We start from the raw sequence: 16881 nt of genomic DNA, 5'->3' as shown, positions 1-16881 counted from the left end.
GCAAGAAACCCGGTTCAGGCCGGGTTTCTTGCTGTTTTCCTATTGGGCTTTTGCCTCACGGCGGCGGCGGTGTAAGACCGGCTCGGTGTAGCCGCTTGGCTGCTTACAGCCTTCAATTACCAATTCACATGCAGCTTGAAATGCGATTCCATTGCAGTCCGGGGCCATATTATTATATTCAGCGTCTCCTGCGTTCTGGCGATCAACTACTGCGGCCATGCGGCGCATGGTTTCCATCACCTGATCTTCGGAGCAAATCCCGTGTCGCAACCAGTTGGCGATATGTTGGCTGGAGATCCGTAAGGTGGCGCGGTCTTCCATCAGTCCCACGTCATTGATATCCGGAACTTTAGAGCAACCAACGCCCTGGTCTATCCAGCGCACCACATAGCCGAGTATACCCTGGGCGTTATTGTCCAGCTCTTTCTGAATGTCGTCGGCAGAAAGAGAGGCTCTATCTTGCATGACGGGTATTGTCAGTATGTCCTCCAGACTGGCGCGTTGACGCTGTTCCAGTTGCGTTTGAACTTCAGCCACATTCACCATGTGATAGTGCATTACGTGAAGAGTTGCTGCGGTCGGGGAGGGAACCCAGGCACAACTTGCGCCCGCTTTGGGGTGGCCGATTTTAGCGTCCATCATGGCGGCCATTTCGTCCGGCATTGCCCACATACCTTTACCGATTTGGGCCCGACCTTTCAGGCCACATTCAAGACCGATGTCCACGTTCCAATCTTCATAAGCATTGATCCAGGGCTGTTGCTTCATGGCGGTTTTGCGAATGAACGGCCCTGCTTCCATTGAGGTATGAATTTCGTCGCCAGTACGATCAAGGAAACCGGTATTAATGAATATCACGCGCTCCCTTGCCACGTTAATGCAGTTTTTAAGGTTAACGGTGGTGCGGCGCTCTTCGTCCATTATTCCGATTTTTAGGGTATTCTTTTTTAGCCCCAAGGCATTTTCCACCCGCTCGAACAACTCAACGGCAAATGCCACTTCTTCAGGCCCATGCATTTTAGGTTTAACAATATAGACGCTGCCCTCACGGGAGTTTTTGAAAGAGCCGGTGCCTTTCAGGTCGTGAATCGCGATCAACGACGTGATCATGCCATCCAGAATACCCTCGGGAATATCTTCGCCCTGGTATTTCACGGCATCGATCGTCATCAAGTGACCGACATTGCGTACCAGCAGCATGGAGCGTCCGGGCAGTACCAGCTCGCTGCCGTCTACGGCGGTAAAAGTGCGGTCCGGATTCATAACCCGGGTCAAATTGTTACCGCCTTTCTGGAAGGTTTCCTGCAGGTCGCCTTTCATCAGACCCAACCAATTACTATATGCGACGCATTTATCTTCTGCATCTACCGCGGCCACGGAATCTTCACAATCCTGGATTGTAGTAATCGCGGATTCAAGGCACAGGTCGTTAACGCCTGCTGCGTCACTTTGGCCAATTGAGCCATTGCGGTCGATCTGTATTTCCACGTGCAGCTTGTTGTTGCGCAGAACCAGGGATTCGGGTTCAAGCTCGGAACCTTTAAAACCAACGAATTTTTCAGGCTGCGCCAATCCGGTTTCGCTACCATCCTTGAGTGCTACAACCAACTGCTGATTTTTAATTGAATAGGCGGTTGAGTCGGTATGACTTCCATTTTCCAGGGCAGCACATTGATCGAGGAATTGGCGGGCATAGGCAATAACCTTATTTCCACGTACTGGGTTGTAGCCTTTGCCTTTCTCGGCGCCGTCGGTCTCGGGTATCACATTCGTGCCGTAAAGCGCATCGTACAAACTGCCCCAGCGAGCGTTGGCAGCGTTGAGTGCGTATCGCGCGTTCATGACTGGAACGACCAACTGCGGGCCCGCTATCTCGGCGATTTCTGCATCTACATTCTCTGTACTTACAGAAACTTCGCTGACTTCCGGCAGCAGGTAACCCAGTTCGACCAGGAAGGCGCGGTAGGTGTTGGCATCGAAAGCGCTGCCCGAGTTTTGCTGGTGCCATTGGTCAATTTTGGCCTGCATATCTTCCCGCTTTGCCAGCAATGCTTTATTTTTGGGAGCAAGATCAGCCAGGATGCTTTCCAGTTCCGCCCAGAATTGAGCTGGTTCGACACCGGTACCGGGTGCAATTTGGTTGGCTACTAGATCATAAAGAACGGTAGCGATATCTAAACCACCGATTTGGGTGCGCTCTGTCATCTTTTCCACCTCTACTGATATGTGCCGGAAATGGCTTACATTGGGTATTTGGGTACTATACCAGGGGGGAGGGATGATGCAGTTTAGAGATAATTGTGTCAAATGGTTTAGGGGTAGACTCGATGGTCATTTTGTGTTGCACGATAAGCAGGACAAAAGGGGGGTTATTCGAGCACATCTACCTTGATTAGTAAGGTTTTACTACTGGTGCTGTCACTGTGGGTGCTAAGCGTGGTTGAGTTATCGCCGCTCTGCTTGATCTGCACAGAGCCGGCCATCGGAGTCCACACACCGGGTTCGAGCAGGAGCACAGTTTGCGCTTCCAATTTCTTGGTTTCGGTTTCGGATCCGCCTCTAAATTGCTGATTTTTAGTGAAGACTTCCAGGCGCACCCGTTCGTCTTTCAATAAATAAGGAATGACATATAGCTGGCTCCCTACCGTTCTATATTCCTGTGTCACGCGAGTTTCAAATGGATTCACCAAAACCCACTTGTTTTGCGCCGCGTCTTTACCCACAGTAAGGACGCCTTGCTCACCTTCGAGCACTTTGATTTTTTGGTCTGCTTTGTCCAAACGGGTGGATAATCGATGTTTTGCCATTAACTCGACTTCAACATCCTTGCCCTGGCTGGTGCCTCTGTACACTTTAATCTGATCATTTGTTGTTGTCTGAGCGGATTCGATATCGTCGGAATAGCGTATTGAAATCAGCACATTCTTTGGCAGCCGGTCAATTTGTTCCAGCACCGCTAAAATTTCCCGGTGGGTGTCTTCGCTGGCTTTGATGAATAGCTTGTTGTGGTAGGCGGTTATCCTATCGTCGGCGTTAAGAATGGGTTCGATTACCGGTATCAGTTTTTGCGCCGGCAGGTAGGTTTCATAAATTTCAGCGGATTGCTCCCCATGAATGAGGGGGCTAAACAGCACGAAAATAGTCATTGCCAACAAAGGGAACAGGCTTTTAAGGGGCGGCAGGGCTTTCATATGGAGAGTCTCCTTAGCTCCTGACAGGGTAGACTCTTTTCCCATATTTCGCTGAACTGGCGGCCAAATTTGACAGCATCAGGAATACTACGGAATTCACAATGCCCACGCATATGGCCGAGTGCAAAGCGCTTGACCATGGCGATGTCGTCCACAATCAGGTATTCATTGTTCATGTCTTGGTGTTCCCGAGGCAAGCTGCGAATTTCCACAAGTGAGGGGATTCTTTTTTGCAATTCGGCAAGCCGGTGGCCGAATTTTGCGGTTTTGTTGGCGTCTTTCAGCAGGATCGATAGGGTGCAGTTGCGTTGGGTGCGGCAGGCGGCGGACACGGCTTGCAAAAAGAGGTCGTTATCGTAAAGGTCGTGATCCAGCTCCTGAGTAAACAGCTTAATACAGCGTTTTCCCTGTGCTGCCATACTGGCGGTGGCGCAGCGAAAGTCTTCCACGGTCTCCAGCAGGATGGTGCCGGTACTTTCACCGACCACTAATAAAGGAGCCAGGTTTTGGATGGACATAGGATCACCGTCTTTAGATCTATTTAAAGACAGTTTAACACTTCTTTTACGAATGAGAATTAACCAGCCCAGTACCAAATGGTCTGTCGATACGTCTGCTAATTCTGAAATTGGTCTTCTTCGAAATAGATCACACCCATATTCAGCAAGCGCGTGAGCAAGGCAAGGCTATCAGGGGATCGGCAATAGATGGAAAGCTGAGCCGGGTCGTAATAACGGTGCTGGCAGAGAAAAAGTACCAGTGGTTCTGTAATCGGCAGGATTTCGAGCTGTTCCCCGTTGATAAAAAATATTTCCGGGTGATTTTGGTTATCGGCTATGTAGACCAGGCGACTCGACTCCTCCCGATGCAGGGAATAATTCTCTGCCAGCAGGTCCAGCACGTCGTTACCTGAATAATCTTCTTCCGGCGGCTCCGGTTGGGGTTCGTATTTTGTCTGTGACAGGTAACCCGCCATCCATATTTCAATTTGGCTGCGGTCTGAAACCATATTCTGCAAAATTTCCTGTACCCGATCTACCGCTTGAGGGCTGATCCAGCCCGGGTTTTCCTGCAAGAGCAGATCCGGATCACTATAACGTTTATCCTGATTTTGATGCAGCGAAGAATGGTGTACAAAATCGCTTAGGATTTCGTGCTCGCTGGGAGCGCGAAAACCAACGGAATAGGTCATACAGTTATTTAACGCGACACCGTAGTGCGCTATTCCCGGTGGTAAATACAAAACATCTCCGGGGTTGACTATCCATTCCTCGATTGCCTGGAAATCTTTCAATACCCTGATGCCGAGGTTTGGCAGCAGCGGTGTTTGATCATCGCAACGTTGGCCCAGTTGCCAGCGGCGCTGACCGTCGGCCTGAATCAGAAAGACATCGTAGTAATCGAAGTGAGGGCCGACACTGCCGTCTTTGGTTGCGAAGCTCGCCATGATGTCGTCAATTCGCCAGCTGGGAATAAAGGGAAAAGCTTCCAGCAAATTGGATACCGCAGGCACATGGTGATCCACAGCCTGAACCAGCAGAGTCCAGTGAGTTGGCGGCAGGTTTTTATACAGTTTATTATCAAATGGACCGAGCTTTAACTCCCAGTCTATGGGGCTGCGCTCCAGGATAATCCGGGACTCTATGGTATCGTCCAACGACAGTCCGGCCAATTCCTCCGCTTCCATGAGTGATCCGGCTTCTGGGCATGCATTTCGAATCAACAGGGGCTTCTTTTGCCAGTAATCCTGCAAAAATTCCTCTGCACTCATTCCGCCGAGAATCGGTAGAGGCTGGGCTGTCATTGTCGTGAAATTCCTTAGATCTTTTTCGCTTGTTGAGCCGCGTTGCCAATATAGGCCGCCGGAGTGAGCGCTTTCAGTCGGATTTTTTCCTGTTCGGGGATGGCTAGAGTATCAACGAAATCGGCAAGTCCTTTTTTATTGATTGTTTTGCCGCGAGTGAGTTCCTTCAGCTTTTCATAAGGTTTCTCAATTCCATAGCGGCGCATGACAGTCTGAATCGGTTCTGCCAATACCTCCCACGCCTGATCCAGGTCCTCCGCCAGACGACTCTCGTTAATCTCCAGTTTATCGATACCCTTAAAGGCCGATTCATAGGCGATCAGTCCGTGCGCCAGTCCCACCCCCAGATTTCGTAACACGGTTGAATCGGTCAGGTCACGCTGCCAGCGTGAGATAGGTAGCTTTTGCGCCAGGTGTGCCAGGATCGCATTGGCAATGCCCAGGTTGCCTTCGGAGTTTTCGAAATCGATGGGGTTGACCTTGTGTGGCATTGTGGACGAGCCTATTTCACCGGCAATGGTTCTTTGTTTGAAATACCCGAGTGAAATATAGCCCCAAATGTCGCGATTAAAATCGATCAATATGGTGTTGAAGCGGGCTATTGCGTCAAACAATTCAGCAATATAGTCATGGGGCTCTATCTGGGTAGTGTACGGATTTTTTTGTAAGCCCAGGCTGGTAATAAACTGATCCGCGATGGTTTCCCAGTCCAGCTCAGGGTATGCACTCAGGTGAGCATTAAAGTTGCCCACGGCGCCGTTGATTTTTCCCAGTAGTGAAATGGTTTTGATCTGGTCAAGCTGGCGGTAAAGGCGGGCTACCACGTTGGCCATTTCTTTGCCCATGGTGGAGGGCGATGCTGTCTGTCCATGAGTGCGAGACAGCATTGGCATGTCAGCGTATTGGTGTGCCAACCCAGCAATAGATCGAGTCAATTTCTCCAGCACAGGCACTAACACCTGGTCACGTCCGGCGCTGAGCATTAACGCGTGAGATAAATTGTTAATGTCTTCTGAGGTGCAGGCGAAGTGGATAAATTCACTGACCGCTTCCAGTTCGGCGTTGCCCGCAATCTTTTCTTTCAGGAAATACTCAACCGCTTTCACATCATGATTAGTGGTGCGCTCAATGTCTTTAATACGTTGGGCGTCGTTTATTGAAAACTGCTCGATAATGCGATCCAGCGTGGCGTTAGTCTGGTCACTGAACATAGGTACTTCAGCGATGTCATCCTGCTTCGCGAGCTGTTGTAACCAACGGACTTCCACCAGGACACGAAACCGAATCAAGCCAAACTCACTGAATATGGATCGCAGTGATTCTGTTTTATTACCGTATCGTCCGTCCACCGGTGATATGGCGGTCAGGGCACTCAGTTGCATAGAATTTTCCTCGACAAAAACGCTGTTTGTAATTCAGGTGAAAGTAATTTCTTGCTGTAGTTTCTGCAAAATGCTGATGAGCTTGGATTTACCGAAAGCAAATTGCAGTCGTGATCCGCCCATTTGGCGCCAAAGCATGGCTGAACGTACTCCAGCGAGCAAAATAGCCCGTATCTGAGCGGCATTTTCGGGTTTTTGCAGATGGCTCGGGTCACCGTTGACCTGAATACGAAATTTAAATTTGGCAAGAGTATCCAGGTAAATGTCGTTCAGTTTCGAAATGACAGCTGGGCTTGTCATGCCATCAAAATGTTGCAATTGGTTGGTGACTTGCTCCAGGCGGGAGCGTAGCACGCTATTGATATCCGCATCCCGTTTCAGTAGCTTCTCGATATGAAGCATGCCGATGGTGTAACGAATTGCATCCGCGTATCGGGCGCTTTCTTTTTCCCGCAGCACCAGCAGTAATGTGTCTACTCCCAACTTCACGCCGGAGACCCCTTGGTATACATCTTCAACTGATTTCGGGTCCAGGTTAAAGACGCTGCTAATCAACGGATTATAGGCTTCCTGGTTGACCTCACCGGTACGAGCGACTTGTTGTACCATTGCTGCCGCTTGGAATAATCCGGCCAGGGCCAACGCTTTTTCTTCTTCACTATGCCTCACTATATGAGTTCTCCGCACCACTGCTTTGACCCTGATTCCAGGTGCGTTCGATAACCCCGCCGCCCAGGCACTCATCGTCGAGATAGAAAACAACAGATTGACCGGGCGTGACGGCCCTCTGGGGTTGATCAAAAGTAACCTGGACGCAATTGTGCTCGTCTGAATAAATCATACAGTCCTGATCTGGCTGACGGTAACGGGTTTTGGCTTTACAGCGTAACGGTAACTGTGGTGCTTCCACAACCCAATGGACCGATTCTGTCCGCAGTGTGTCGGAATACAGCCGCGGGTGGTGGGTGCCCTGGCCGACCAATAGCTCATTGCTGCTGAGGTCTTTGCCGAGCACATACCAGGGCGCTTCTGATTTGTCGGTCAGGCCACCTATACCCAGGCCTTGTCTCTGTCCGATGGTATAAAACATCAAGCCCTGGTGAGTACCAATGGTTTCGCCAGATTCAGTAACGATATTACCGGGTTTGGCCGGGATATATTGCTCCAGAAAATCTTTGAATCGGCGCTCACCAATAAAACAAATACCGGTACTGTCTTTTTTGTCGTGATTGGTAAACCCCTGTTGTTCTGCAATGGCCCTTACCCTTGGTTTTTCAATGTCGCCCAAAGGGAATAATGTTCGTGCTATCTGGCGGCCGTTTACAGCATGCAGGAAATAGCTCTGATCTTTATTGTTGTCCAGCCCTTTTAACAGCGGGGCTGTAATCTGCTCATCCAGCATTTGTGTCAGCCCACGCCGGGCGTAGTGCCCAGTGGCAATGTAGTCGGCTCCCAGGGTGATGGCGTAGTCCAGAAAAGCTCTGAATTTGACTTCCTTGTTGCACAAAATGTCTGGGTTGGGAGTGCGCCCTGCCGAGTATTCGGCAATAAAGTGTTCGAAAACCCGATCCCAGTATTCTGCAGCGAAATTTGCAGTATGCAGTTTAATTGACAACGTATCAGCGACCTGCTGCGCATCGGCAAGGTCGCTGATCGCGGTGCAATATTCGGTACCATCATCTTCATCCCAGTTTTTCATAAACAGCCCCTCGACTTGATAACCTTGCTCGAGGAGAAGATATGCGGCCACCGATGAGTCTACGCCACCGGACATGCCGACAATCACTTTGGCATTTTTTGGCTCAGGCGGGATCATGGGAGAGACTCACGCAGAATTTCCAGGGGAAAACGTTTTCCTGCGGCGAAGTCCTCAATACACAGGGCAACCATCGGGCTGCGCCATTGCGACTTACGCTGTTCTAATTGCGCTTGATTGAGCCAGACGGGTCCGATTATGCCCTCATCCAGCTCTGCGTCCGGCATCAGCTCAATCGCATTGGCAGCAAAGCAGAACCGGAAATAGGTTATTCCGTCCGGGGAAATAAAGTTATATATTCCGGTTAAGGCAGTCAGTTCTACCACCCAGCCGGTTTCTTCCAGAGTTTCTCTTACGGCCGCGTCAACAATCAGTTCATTTTTTTCAATATGGCCGGCAGGCTGATTTAGAACAGTCCGGCCATCCACAGTTTCTTCCACCAATAAATATTGGCCGTTACGTTCAACAATGGTCGCGACGGTGGCGTGGGGTGTCCAGATCATATGGGTTATTCGGGTATCTGCTAATGCGAAGAACGCGAATTCTACCCAAATTTAGTGAATTTCCCAAATTCTGAGCCGGACTAATTACGTAAAGGGCTCCCCTCAGGGGTATCAGGCCATATACAAACGGTGATAACTGCGTACTTTGCTGTGCAGTAGGGTCTCAAAGTATTCTGCCATGGGCAGTAAAGTGCCGTGATCCATGTCCTTAAAGAGACGATGGACAACCGCATTTGACCCTTTTTGTACGGTATGGATACCAAAATCAGCGGCTTTGCGGGTCAACTTGCCGATATTTGCCTCATCTACTGGACGGGTATAGAACACGTCGATCCCTGCTGCTATCAAATCTTCCACCGAACGTACGACATCGCTTCGATAGCTGGCTACGTCTGGATCCTCATGTACCCGGCTCATATTGTTGATCACCCGTTGATAAAGCTCTTCTTTTAGACGGAAGCAAGCGTAGGCTTTAGGGTTAATACTTTCAACAGTGTCTGGGTCAACGCAGATCATATAAGACAGGTTGTGGGCTAACCGGCGTAAATCCGCTAGCTCTCTGTTTTTCAGGAGTTTTCGGACAACCATGTGGATCCCTTTCTGAACGGCATTAATTCCGGTATCAGCCGCTTTTCGCACGCCGCCTGAAATCCCGGCCAATTCAGCCGGTTTGGCGTAATAAGCGTCAAATCCAGCATCGGTTATGTTAATCAGAGTGTTAGCTGCCAATTCACCCAGCGCCTTGGGCGAGCCACCTTCTTTTATTTTGTGGATGGTTTCTGCCACTTCAGTAAACAGAGCACGATCAATTTCATAACCAAAGTAACGGGTTTGTCTGGAAGCTGTAGGCATTATTTTCATTTCCATATTCAATTCGATATATTGGTGCGACTTTAGTAGACAGCGCCGATAATAGGACAATCAATAGCTGGGGTAATTCGCTTTGGAAGCGCAAGGCCCGGCTCAATAATCAAAGGATATGGCAAAGTAAATGAGCCAATTAACACACCTGGACGACCAGGGGCGAGCGAATATGGTGGATGTTACCGATAAACTGGTCACATCCAGAGAGGCCCGTGCAGAAGCGGTAATAAACATGCTGCCGGAGACCTTGGCCATGATTGCGGAGGGCCGGCATAAAAAAGGTGATGTGCTTGCAGTCGCGCGCATTGCGGGTATACAGGCTGCAAAAAGGACCAGTGACCTGATCCCGCTTTGTCATCCGCTCCTGTTAACTTCGGTGAAAGTCGTGTTGACTCCTGACTTTGATGCCAGCGCTATGCGGGTAACCACGGTATGCCGGCTGGCCGGGCAAACCGGGGTTGAAATGGAGGCGCTGACGGCTGCCTCAGTGGCGGCATTGACGTTGTACGACATGTGCAAAGCAGTGGATAAGGGGATGGTCATTAATCAGGTGCGCCTATTGGAAAAGACAGGTGGAAAGTCAGGAACATGGTCAGTGGAGGATGCCCCCCATGATTAAGGTGCTTTTTTTTGCCCGCATTCGCGACCAGGTTGGCTGCTCTGAGCTGGAGTTAAGTCTTCCGGAAGGCGTCAGCAATCTTGGTGAATTGACGGCTCTGGTTAAAAGGCAGGGCGACACCTTCGAGGCGGCGTTATCCGATCAACAATTATTAGTGGCGGTAAACCAGGAAATGGCAAACCCAGCAATGACCATTGAAGACGGCGACGAAATTGCGTACTTTCCGCCGGTAACAGGCGGTTGATATGAAGCAGTCTGATATCCGTGTACAGCCAGAAGATTTCGACTTCGGTAAAGAATATCAAAATCTCAGGTCACGATCTGGGGGTGCTGGAGCGCTGGTTTTCTTCGCCGGGTTGGTGCGTGACTTCAACGCCGGGGGTGGGCTCAGCGGGATTGTCTTAGAACATTATCCGGCCATGACGCAAAAGTCACTGCAGCGTATTGCAGAAGATGCTCTGCGCCGCTGGGAGTTGGCCGCTATTACTATCATTCACCGGGTGGGTGAATTACACAACCACGAGCAAATCGTGCTGGTGGGTGTTGCGGCCCGGCACCGTGCAGAGGCGTTCGACGCGGCCCAGTTCATAATGGATTATTTGAAAACGGAAGCGCCTTTTTGGAAAAAAGAAGTGTTATCAAGCGGCGAAACAGAGTGGGTTGATGCGAAAAACTCGGATCATTTAGCGCGTGATCGCTGGTAGTTTTTTTTGTGCTTGGGCTTACGCTCGAGAGCGCTTTTCAGTAACTGATCAGACACAGTTTCTATTCTGCATTTGCCCGGCAGAAGTGAATCCAGAGACCAATCTCCTATCGCATACCGGATCAATCTCAGGGTGGGGTGACCTACCGCTGCTGTCATGCGCCGTACCTGACGATTGCGTCCTTCTGTAATGATCAGCTCGATCCAGCAAGTGGGTATGTTTGCGCGCTGTCGGATTGGCGGGTGGCGGGGCCAGAGGTCTGATGGGGGGGCGAATCGTTTTGCTTTGGCGGGCAGGGTAGTGCCGTCTTTCAAATTGACTCCTTGACGCAATCGTTGCAGTCCAGATTCCGAAATATCGCCTTCAATTTGCACCCAATAGGTTTTCGGCTGCTTGTGCCGGGGGTCGGTTAAATGGTGTTGTAGGCGGCCGTTTCCGGTGAGCAATAGCAGGCCTTCTGAGTCAAAATCAAGCCTGCCGGCAGGGTATATTTCCGGCTCCTGAATGAACTCTGCCAAGGTGGATTTGCCATCCAGTTGAGTGAATTGGCTCATGACCCGGAAGGGTTTATTGAACAGCAGGATTTGGTTTGGGGTCATCATTCTTGTCAATTAAAGTCAGTATTATGTGGTTGATTTTTGGTCGTTTGTCAGCAAATTCATGAGGCGGATGGATGCGGAATTCTGTATACTTCGCGTACCTAACCGTAATTGTATGTAACTACTAATATGTAACTTAGGGAGTATAAAACGACATGGGGTACCAAAAGATCAAGGTTCCGGCAGATAGTGACAAAATCACTGTTAACGCGGACCTGTCCCTGAATGTCCCGAACCATCCTATCATTCCTTACATCGAAGGCGATGGAATCGGAGTTGATATTACACCAGTAATGCTGAAAGTGACCGATGCTGCTATCGAAAAAGCATACGGCAATAAACGTTCAATAGCCTGGATGGAAATTTTCTGCGGGGAAAAATCAACAAAAGTGTATGGTCCGGACGAGTGGATGCCGGAAGAAACACTAGAAGCATTGCGTGAATACATTATCGGAATTAAAGGACCGCTGACTACGCCGGTGGGTGGCGGGATTCGTTCATTGAATGTTGCCTTGAGACAAGAGCTGGATTTGTACGTGTGTCAGCGTCCTGTTCGCTGGTTTAAAGGTGTGCCGAGCCCGGTTCATTGTCCTGAAAAAACCAATATGGTGATCTTCCGGGAAAACTCAGAAGATATCTACGCCGGTATCGAGTGGCAAGCCGACAGTGATGACGCGAAAAAAGTTATTCGCTTCTTGCAAGAAGAAATGGGCGTCACCAAAATCCGCTTCCCTGAAGGTTGCGGCATTGGTATTAAACCTGTTTCCAAAGAGGGCACGCAGCGGCTGGTTCGTAAAGCAATTCAGTACGCTATAGACAATGATCATCCTTCGGTGACTCTGGTCCACAAAGGCAACATCATGAAGTTTACCGAAGGTGCCTTCAAAGACTGGGGTTACGAGCTGGCGGCTGAGCGTTTTGGAGCAGAACCTCTGGATGGTGGTCCTTGGCATGTTTTCACTAACCCGAAAACGGGCAATGAAATTATCGTTAAAGACGTTATCGCGGATGCATTTTTGCAACAGATCCTGATGCGCCCGGATGAATATTCGGTGATAGCGACGTTGAACCTGAACGGGGATTATATTTCTGATGCGCTAGCAGCAGAAGTTGGCGGTATCGGTATTGCACCGGGCGCTAATATTGGAGGCAGTGTGGCGGTGTTCGAAGCCACTCACGGTACAGCACCCAAATACGCGGGTCAGGATAAAGTAAATCCGGGGTCCTTGATTCTGTCTGCCGAAATGATGTTGCGTCATATGGGTTGGACAGAAGCAGCTGATCTGGTGATTAACGGAATGCAAGGTGCCATTGAAGCTAAAACGGTTACTTACGACTTTGAGCGCCTGATGCCGGATGCCACCCTTTTGCGCTGCTCCGAGTTTGGCGACGCGATCTTAAAGCATATGGACAGCTAATCGACGTTATTGATGAGTCAGAAAGAAAGGCTGCCGATGGGTGGCCTTTTTTGCGATGGGTGGCCTTTTTTGTCAGGTTGTGAAGTGTTTTTTTAACGCGTCTGTATTCAGTGTGCCAATATTCAAAGCGCACTGTCTCAGGTCAGCATGAAGGAATGCTAATGATCAATCAGCACTGAAGAACAATCCGCTACTCGAAAAGCGCTCATAGTGCCGCCATAGAGCCCGGTGCGGGTAATGCGTGAGGTTAGGTAAATGTCGCCACCGCCCCACACGCCGATTTCACTGGCTTTAGCACGTGTCTTCTGTTTTCGATTGCTTTAATAAACAATAAAAACAGAAGACACCTTTGGAAACCAAACGTATGTCAGACAATCAGGTAAACGTATTTACCTTGAATTTGTCAGACAGCTTCCGCGTGAAGTGTCGGGTGCAGTTCAACTGAACCGACAGCATCGTTGGCGCTTTCTGTTTGGTTTTCCTCAGTGGGGGCGCTAGACTGATCTGTACCAATAATATTGATATTGACCGCGTGAAGACCTTTCGGAGCTTCCCTTATATCATAGGTAACTTGCTGTCCCGCTTTCAGGCTTCTGTATCCGTCCATGCAGATATACGAATAGTGGACAAAAAGATCTTCTCCACCGCAATCAGGACGAACAAAGCCGTAACCCTTGGCGTTATTGAACCATTTCACTTTCCCGGTTGCCATAACTCAAGTCCTTCTGTTGGGACTACCCTTTTAATGGTAGCCTTAAGTCAATTGTTATTATTTTTAACCTGCGAAGTACTTTATGAAGAAATGTACTTCCCAGACACGTTTTGTGTTAACTTTTGTTAAGCACAGTGCACAATCTTCACGATTGTGGCGTATTAGTCAAGAGTTTTCGCAGTTGAACTGACCAACGTTGCCCCAATATAGGTTGGTTATGAGGACTTAGTATGTTAACAACTAATTTTATGATTTCTGGTTATGAGTAAACCCCAAGATCTTCAACTAACATTGAATTATATGGAGAGCATGGGAGGCGAGCCATCCAATCCTGATTCTGATCTCGAGGGCGGAGTTGCTGTCGAAGAGTCAAGGCCCGAAGTGGCGCCACCGCCGATGTATCAGGTGGTGATGTTGGATGACGATTTTACGCCTATGGAGTTTGTGGTAGATGTATTGCAGCTGTTTTTTGGGATGAATCGTGAGAAAGCGACACAGATCATGTTAACGGTTCATACTCAAGGCAAAGCCAGCTGTGGCGCATTTACAAGAGACGTCGCTGAAACGAAAGTTGCTCAGATTATTAAATACGCAAGGGAAAATCAGCATCCCTTGATGTGTGAGGTGGAGAAATTCGGATAATCCGGATTATTCCACGGGTCGTTATCCCACTTGTTCGGATAAGGGTGTAAATGAGATGTTAAGCAAAGATCTGGAAGTCACATTGAATCTGGCGTTCAGAGACGCTCGGACTAAGCGTCACGAATATATGACCGTTGAGCACTTGCTGCTAGCACTGCTAGATAACGATGCGGCATCAACGGTTTTGAAGGCCTGCGGAACCAACCTGGATGAACTTCGTTCAGATTTGGCGAATTTTGTCGACGAAACGACTCCTCTCATCCCATCCGGTGACAGTGATCGTGAAACTCAGCCTACATTGGGATTTCAGCGGGTGTTACAACGTGCTGTATTTCATGTTCAGTCTTCGGGCAAGAAAGAGGTGACCGGTGCGAATGTGCTGGTGGCGATCTTTAGTGAACAGGAAAGCCAGGCAGTTTATTTTCTGAAGAAACAAAGTGTGGCCCGGATCGATGTGGTCAATTACATTGCCCACGGGATATCCAAGGTTTCGGACGAATCTCATAATATTGAGGAGCCGGGCCATGAGGTACATGAGGATGACCAGGGCTCAGAAGGCGCGTCTAAGTCGCCTTTGGAGTCCTATGCGACCAATCTTAATGATCAGGCCTTGGCGGGTCGTATAGACCCGCTGGTGGGGCGCGACGAAGAAGTTGAGCGCACAGTTCAGATTCTGTGTCGCCGGCGCAAGAACAATCCGCTGCTGGTCGGTGAGCCCGGAGTCGGAAAAACCGCCATAGCGGAAGGGTTGGCAAAGCGCATTGTCGATAACGAAGTGCCCGATGCGATTGAAGGCAGCGTGGTTTACTCACTGGATCTTGGTGCTTTGTTGGCGGGTACGAAATATCGCGGTGATTTCGAAAAACGTCTCAAGTCGTTGCTGGCTGAATTACGTAAGAAGTCACACGCCATTTTATTCATCGATGAAATTCACACCATCATCGGTGCCGGCGCCGCCTCTGGCGGTGTTATGGATGCTTCTAATCTGCTGAAACCCATGTTGGCATCGGGTGATATCAAATGTATTGGGTCAACCACGTTTCAAGAGTATCGCGGTATCTTTGAAAAGGATCGGGCACTAGCCAGGCGTTTCCAGAAAATAGATGTCACTGAGCCCAGTGTGGATGAAACCTTTGAAATTCTAAAGGGCTTAAAGTCTCGTTTCGAAGAGCATCATGACATCAAGTATTCAAACAAGGCTCTGCGAGCGGCTGCTGAGTTGTCAGCACGGTATATTAATGACCGGCACCTGCCTGACAAAGCCATTGATGTCATCGATGAGGTGGGCGCGTTTCAGCGTCTACAAGCACCAAATAAACGGAAGAAAGTAATCTCTGTCAGCGATGTGGAAGCCATCATTTCCAAAATTGCCCGAATACCACCGAAAACCGTTTCGGCGAATGACAAAGAGCTGCTATCCAATCTTGAACGAGACCTGAAAATGGTCGTATTCGGTCAAAACGAAGCGATTGAAGTTTTATCCAGTGCCATCAAGTTGGCCAGGGCAGGGCTGAATCATCCGGATCGTCCCATTGGTTCATTCTTGTTTGCGGGGCCGACGGGTGTGGGTAAAACTGAGGTAACCAAGCAGCTGGCGAAAGTCATGGGCATGGAGCTTATTCGCTTTGATATGTCTGAATACATGGAACGACATACCGTATCCAGGTTAATAGGCGCACCTCCGGGTTACGTGGGTTACGACCAGGGTGGTTTGCTGACGGAAGCTGTCACCAAGTCGCCTCACGCTGTTTTGTTGCTCGACGAGATAGAAAAAGCACACCCTGAGGTGTTCAATCTATTGTTGCAGGTAATGGATCACGGGACTTTGACAGATAATAATGGCCGCAAAGCCGATTTCCGCAACGTAATTCTGGTGATGACCACCAATGCCGGAGCGGATTCTGTTAGCAGGGCCTCGATCGGCTTTACACAGCAAGATCACAGTAGTGACGGAATGGAGGCACTTAAGCGTATGTTTACACCTGAGTTCCGTAATCGTCTCGATACCGTAATCCAGTTCAAAAACCTGGATATGAGTGTAATAAAAGGTGTGGTGGATAAATTCCTCACCGAGTTGCAGGCGCAACTGGACGATAAGCGAGTAATGCTGGACGTTGATGACAGTGCGCGCACCTGGTTGGCAGAGAAAGGCTACGACAAAGACATGGGCGCTCGTCCGATGAATCGCTTGATTCAGGAAAAGCTAAAGCGACCCCTGGCTGAGAAAATACTCTTCGGTGAGCTTTCCGAAAGCGGTGGAACAGTCCATGTTCACGAAGAAGCAGGGGAGCTGATTTTTGATACGGAACCCGCCTGAAACACGCTTTCATAAATAGTGACAAGCAAAATAAAAACGAGCCGTTTCAGGCTCGTTTTTATTTGAACGCCAATTGAGAGGTTAGCGCACGCGGTAAGTGATGCGACCCTTGGATAGATCATAAGGGGTCATTTCAACTTTAACGCGATCTCCGGTCAGAATGCGAATATAGTTCTTGCGCATCTTTCCCGAGATATGGGCCGTTACCACGTGGCCGTTATCTAGTTCCACCCGGAACATGGTGTTAGGAAGGGTTTCAGTTATAGTCCCTTCCATTTCAATGGAATCTTCTTTCGACATCCAGTGATATCCTCTCAATATCTCAAAGCGTGTAAATTTCGGGTTCGCTACTTTCACGAGGCGTGAATTC

General features: G+C 49.3%; 18 protein-coding genes. 6 read left to right on the top strand and 12 right to left on the bottom strand.

The window, feature by feature from the left end:
- Positions 1 to 39: 39 nt before the first annotated feature.
- The 9 genes from FT643_RS00485 to FT643_RS00445 form a co-directional block, all read right to left on the bottom strand.
- Positions 40 to 2205: a malate synthase G gene (locus FT643_RS00485; protein WP_156868730.1), complete on the bottom strand. Its 2166-nt coding sequence runs from the start codon at positions 2203 to 2205 to the stop codon at positions 40 to 42.
- 164 nt (positions 2206 to 2369) lie between these two features.
- Positions 2370 to 3191, bottom strand: a complete 822-nt coding sequence (locus FT643_RS00480) for a hypothetical protein (RefSeq protein ID WP_156868729.1) — start codon at positions 3189 to 3191, stop codon at positions 2370 to 2372.
- Positions 3188 to 3709, bottom strand: a complete 522-nt coding sequence (locus tag FT643_RS00475) for a DUF7931 domain-containing protein (protein WP_156868728.1) — start codon at positions 3707 to 3709, stop codon at positions 3188 to 3190. Before FT643_RS00475 ends, FT643_RS00480 begins: the two co-directional genes overlap by 4 nt.
- A gap of 98 nt (positions 3710 to 3807) precedes the next feature.
- Entirely contained in the window at positions 3808 to 4995 is a 1188-nt protein-coding gene (locus FT643_RS00470) for a cupin domain-containing protein (protein WP_156868727.1), read from the bottom strand.
- 14 nt (positions 4996 to 5009) lie between these two features.
- The gene (purB, locus tag FT643_RS00465) at positions 5010 to 6377 is read right to left on the bottom strand and encodes an adenylosuccinate lyase (protein ID WP_156868726.1); all 1368 of its coding nucleotides are present in this window, start codon (positions 6375 to 6377) and stop codon (positions 5010 to 5012) included.
- A 33-nt stretch (positions 6378 to 6410) separates the two neighbouring features.
- A complete protein-coding gene (gene hflD / locus FT643_RS00460) occupies positions 6411 to 7046 on the bottom strand; it encodes a high frequency lysogenization protein HflD (protein WP_198043223.1) in 636 nt (211 codons plus the stop codon).
- Positions 7036 to 8193 (bottom strand): tRNA 2-thiouridine(34) synthase MnmA, encoded by a 1158-nt coding sequence (mnmA, locus tag FT643_RS00455; RefSeq protein ID WP_156868724.1) that lies wholly within the window; start codon positions 8191 to 8193, stop codon positions 7036 to 7038. The genes hflD and mnmA overlap by 11 nt, the downstream gene beginning before the upstream one ends.
- Complete coding sequence (locus FT643_RS00450) at positions 8190 to 8636, bottom strand: NUDIX hydrolase (RefSeq protein ID WP_156868723.1); 447 nt, start codon at positions 8634 to 8636, stop codon at positions 8190 to 8192. The genes mnmA and FT643_RS00450 overlap by 4 nt, the downstream gene beginning before the upstream one ends.
- A 111-nt stretch (positions 8637 to 8747) precedes the next feature.
- Positions 8748 to 9488 carry a hypothetical protein gene (locus FT643_RS00445; RefSeq protein ID WP_156868722.1) on the bottom strand — a complete coding sequence of 247 codons (741 nt, stop codon included), beginning with the start codon at positions 9486 to 9488 and terminating at the stop codon, positions 8748 to 8750.
- Between the two features lie 139 nt (positions 9489 to 9627).
- Here FT643_RS00445 and moaC point away from each other — a divergent pair, with 139 nt between their 5' ends.
- Genes moaC through moaE form a run of 3 tightly spaced genes read left to right on the top strand, consistent with a single transcriptional unit; the run spans position 9628 to position 10823 of the window.
- Positions 9628 to 10119 (top strand): cyclic pyranopterin monophosphate synthase MoaC, encoded by a 492-nt coding sequence (moaC, locus tag FT643_RS00440; RefSeq protein ID WP_156868721.1) that lies wholly within the window; start codon positions 9628 to 9630, stop codon positions 10117 to 10119.
- Complete coding sequence (gene moaD, locus FT643_RS00435; protein WP_156868720.1) at positions 10112 to 10363, top strand: molybdopterin converting factor subunit 1; 252 nt, start codon at positions 10112 to 10114, stop codon at positions 10361 to 10363. The genes moaC and moaD overlap by 8 nt, the downstream gene beginning before the upstream one ends.
- A gap of 1 nt (position 10364) precedes the next feature.
- Positions 10365 to 10823 carry a molybdopterin synthase catalytic subunit MoaE gene (moaE, locus tag FT643_RS00430; RefSeq protein WP_156868719.1) on the top strand — a complete coding sequence of 153 codons (459 nt, stop codon included), beginning with the start codon at positions 10365 to 10367 and terminating at the stop codon, positions 10821 to 10823.
- Here the strand turns inward: moaE and FT643_RS00425 are convergent.
- Complete coding sequence (locus FT643_RS00425) at positions 10799 to 11425, bottom strand: pseudouridine synthase (RefSeq protein ID WP_156868718.1); 627 nt, start codon at positions 11423 to 11425, stop codon at positions 10799 to 10801. The two genes, moaE and FT643_RS00425, sit on opposite strands and share 25 nt — an antisense overlap.
- Positions 11426 to 11577: 152 nt before the next feature.
- Here FT643_RS00425 and icd point away from each other — a divergent pair, with 152 nt between their 5' ends.
- On the top strand, positions 11578 to 12840 hold the full coding sequence (gene icd, locus FT643_RS00420; protein ID WP_156868717.1) for an NADP-dependent isocitrate dehydrogenase: 1263 nt from the start codon (positions 11578 to 11580) through the stop codon (positions 12838 to 12840).
- A 403-nt stretch (positions 12841 to 13243) separates the two neighbouring features.
- Here icd and FT643_RS00415 read toward each other — a convergent pair whose 3' ends face one another.
- The gene (locus FT643_RS00415; RefSeq protein WP_156868716.1) at positions 13244 to 13552 is read right to left on the bottom strand and encodes a cold shock domain-containing protein; all 309 of its coding nucleotides are present in this window, start codon (positions 13550 to 13552) and stop codon (positions 13244 to 13246) included.
- Positions 13553 to 13852: 300 nt separating this feature from the next.
- Between FT643_RS00415 and clpS the strand changes: the two genes are divergently transcribed.
- Together clpS and clpA are read left to right on the top strand one after the other, a co-directional pair.
- Entirely contained in the window at positions 13853 to 14194 is a 342-nt protein-coding gene (gene clpS / locus FT643_RS00410) for an ATP-dependent Clp protease adapter ClpS (RefSeq protein WP_232339831.1), read from the top strand.
- 55 nt (positions 14195 to 14249) lie between these two features.
- Positions 14250 to 16511 (top strand): ATP-dependent Clp protease ATP-binding subunit ClpA, encoded by a 2262-nt coding sequence (clpA, locus tag FT643_RS00405; protein WP_156868715.1) that lies wholly within the window; start codon positions 14250 to 14252, stop codon positions 16509 to 16511.
- Between the two features lie 81 nt (positions 16512 to 16592).
- On the opposite strand, the gene infA is transcribed toward clpA, so the two are convergent.
- Positions 16593 to 16811, bottom strand: a complete 219-nt coding sequence (gene infA, locus FT643_RS00400) for a translation initiation factor IF-1 (RefSeq protein WP_156868714.1) — start codon at positions 16809 to 16811, stop codon at positions 16593 to 16595.
- Positions 16812 to 16881 lie beyond the last annotated feature (70 nt).

It is taken from the genome of Ketobacter sp. MCCC 1A13808, assembly GCF_009746715.1.
Taxonomy (GTDB): domain Bacteria; phylum Pseudomonadota; class Gammaproteobacteria; order Pseudomonadales; family Ketobacteraceae; genus Ketobacter.
This window is presented reverse-complemented; position numbering and strand designations above follow the sequence as displayed.

Excerpts from the sequence above, each read along its gene's own strand:
- FT643_RS00485 (WP_156868730.1), bottom strand. The coding sequence starts at position 2,205 with ATGACAGAGCGCACCCAAATCGGTGGTTTAGATATCGCTACCGTTCTT.
- FT643_RS00480 (WP_156868729.1), bottom strand. The coding sequence starts at position 3,191 with ATGAAAGCCCTGCCGCCCCTTAAAAGCCTGTTCCCTTTGTTGGCAATG.
- FT643_RS00475 (WP_156868728.1), bottom strand. The coding sequence starts at position 3,709 with ATGTCCATCCAAAACCTGGCTCCTTTATTAGTGGTCGGTGAAAGTACC.
- FT643_RS00470 (WP_156868727.1), bottom strand. The coding sequence starts at position 4,995 with ATGACAGCCCAGCCTCTACCGATTCTCGGCGGAATGAGTGCAGAGGAA.
- purB (WP_156868726.1), bottom strand. The coding sequence starts at position 6,377 with ATGCAACTGAGTGCCCTGACCGCCATATCACCGGTGGACGGACGATAC.
- mnmA (WP_156868724.1), bottom strand. The coding sequence starts at position 8,193 with ATGATCCCGCCTGAGCCAAAAAATGCCAAAGTGATTGTCGGCATGTCC.
- FT643_RS00450 (WP_156868723.1), bottom strand. The coding sequence starts at position 8,636 with ATGATCTGGACACCCCACGCCACCGTCGCGACCATTGTTGAACGTAAC.
- FT643_RS00445 (WP_156868722.1), bottom strand. The coding sequence starts at position 9,488 with ATGCCTACAGCTTCCAGACAAACCCGTTACTTTGGTTATGAAATTGAT.
- moaC (WP_156868721.1), top strand. The coding sequence starts at position 9,628 with ATGAGCCAATTAACACACCTGGACGACCAGGGGCGAGCGAATATGGTG.
- moaD (WP_156868720.1), top strand. The coding sequence starts at position 10,112 with ATGATTAAGGTGCTTTTTTTTGCCCGCATTCGCGACCAGGTTGGCTGC.
- moaE (WP_156868719.1), top strand. The coding sequence starts at position 10,365 with ATGAAGCAGTCTGATATCCGTGTACAGCCAGAAGATTTCGACTTCGGT.
- FT643_RS00425 (WP_156868718.1), bottom strand. The coding sequence starts at position 11,425 with ATGATGACCCCAAACCAAATCCTGCTGTTCAATAAACCCTTCCGGGTC.
- icd (WP_156868717.1), top strand. The coding sequence starts at position 11,578 with ATGGGGTACCAAAAGATCAAGGTTCCGGCAGATAGTGACAAAATCACT.
- FT643_RS00415 (WP_156868716.1), bottom strand. The coding sequence starts at position 13,552 with ATGGCAACCGGGAAAGTGAAATGGTTCAATAACGCCAAGGGTTACGGC.
- clpS (WP_232339831.1), top strand. The coding sequence starts at position 13,853 with ATGGAGAGCATGGGAGGCGAGCCATCCAATCCTGATTCTGATCTCGAG.
- clpA (WP_156868715.1), top strand. The coding sequence starts at position 14,250 with ATGTTAAGCAAAGATCTGGAAGTCACATTGAATCTGGCGTTCAGAGAC.
- infA (WP_156868714.1), bottom strand. The coding sequence starts at position 16,811 with ATGTCGAAAGAAGATTCCATTGAAATGGAAGGGACTATAACTGAAACC.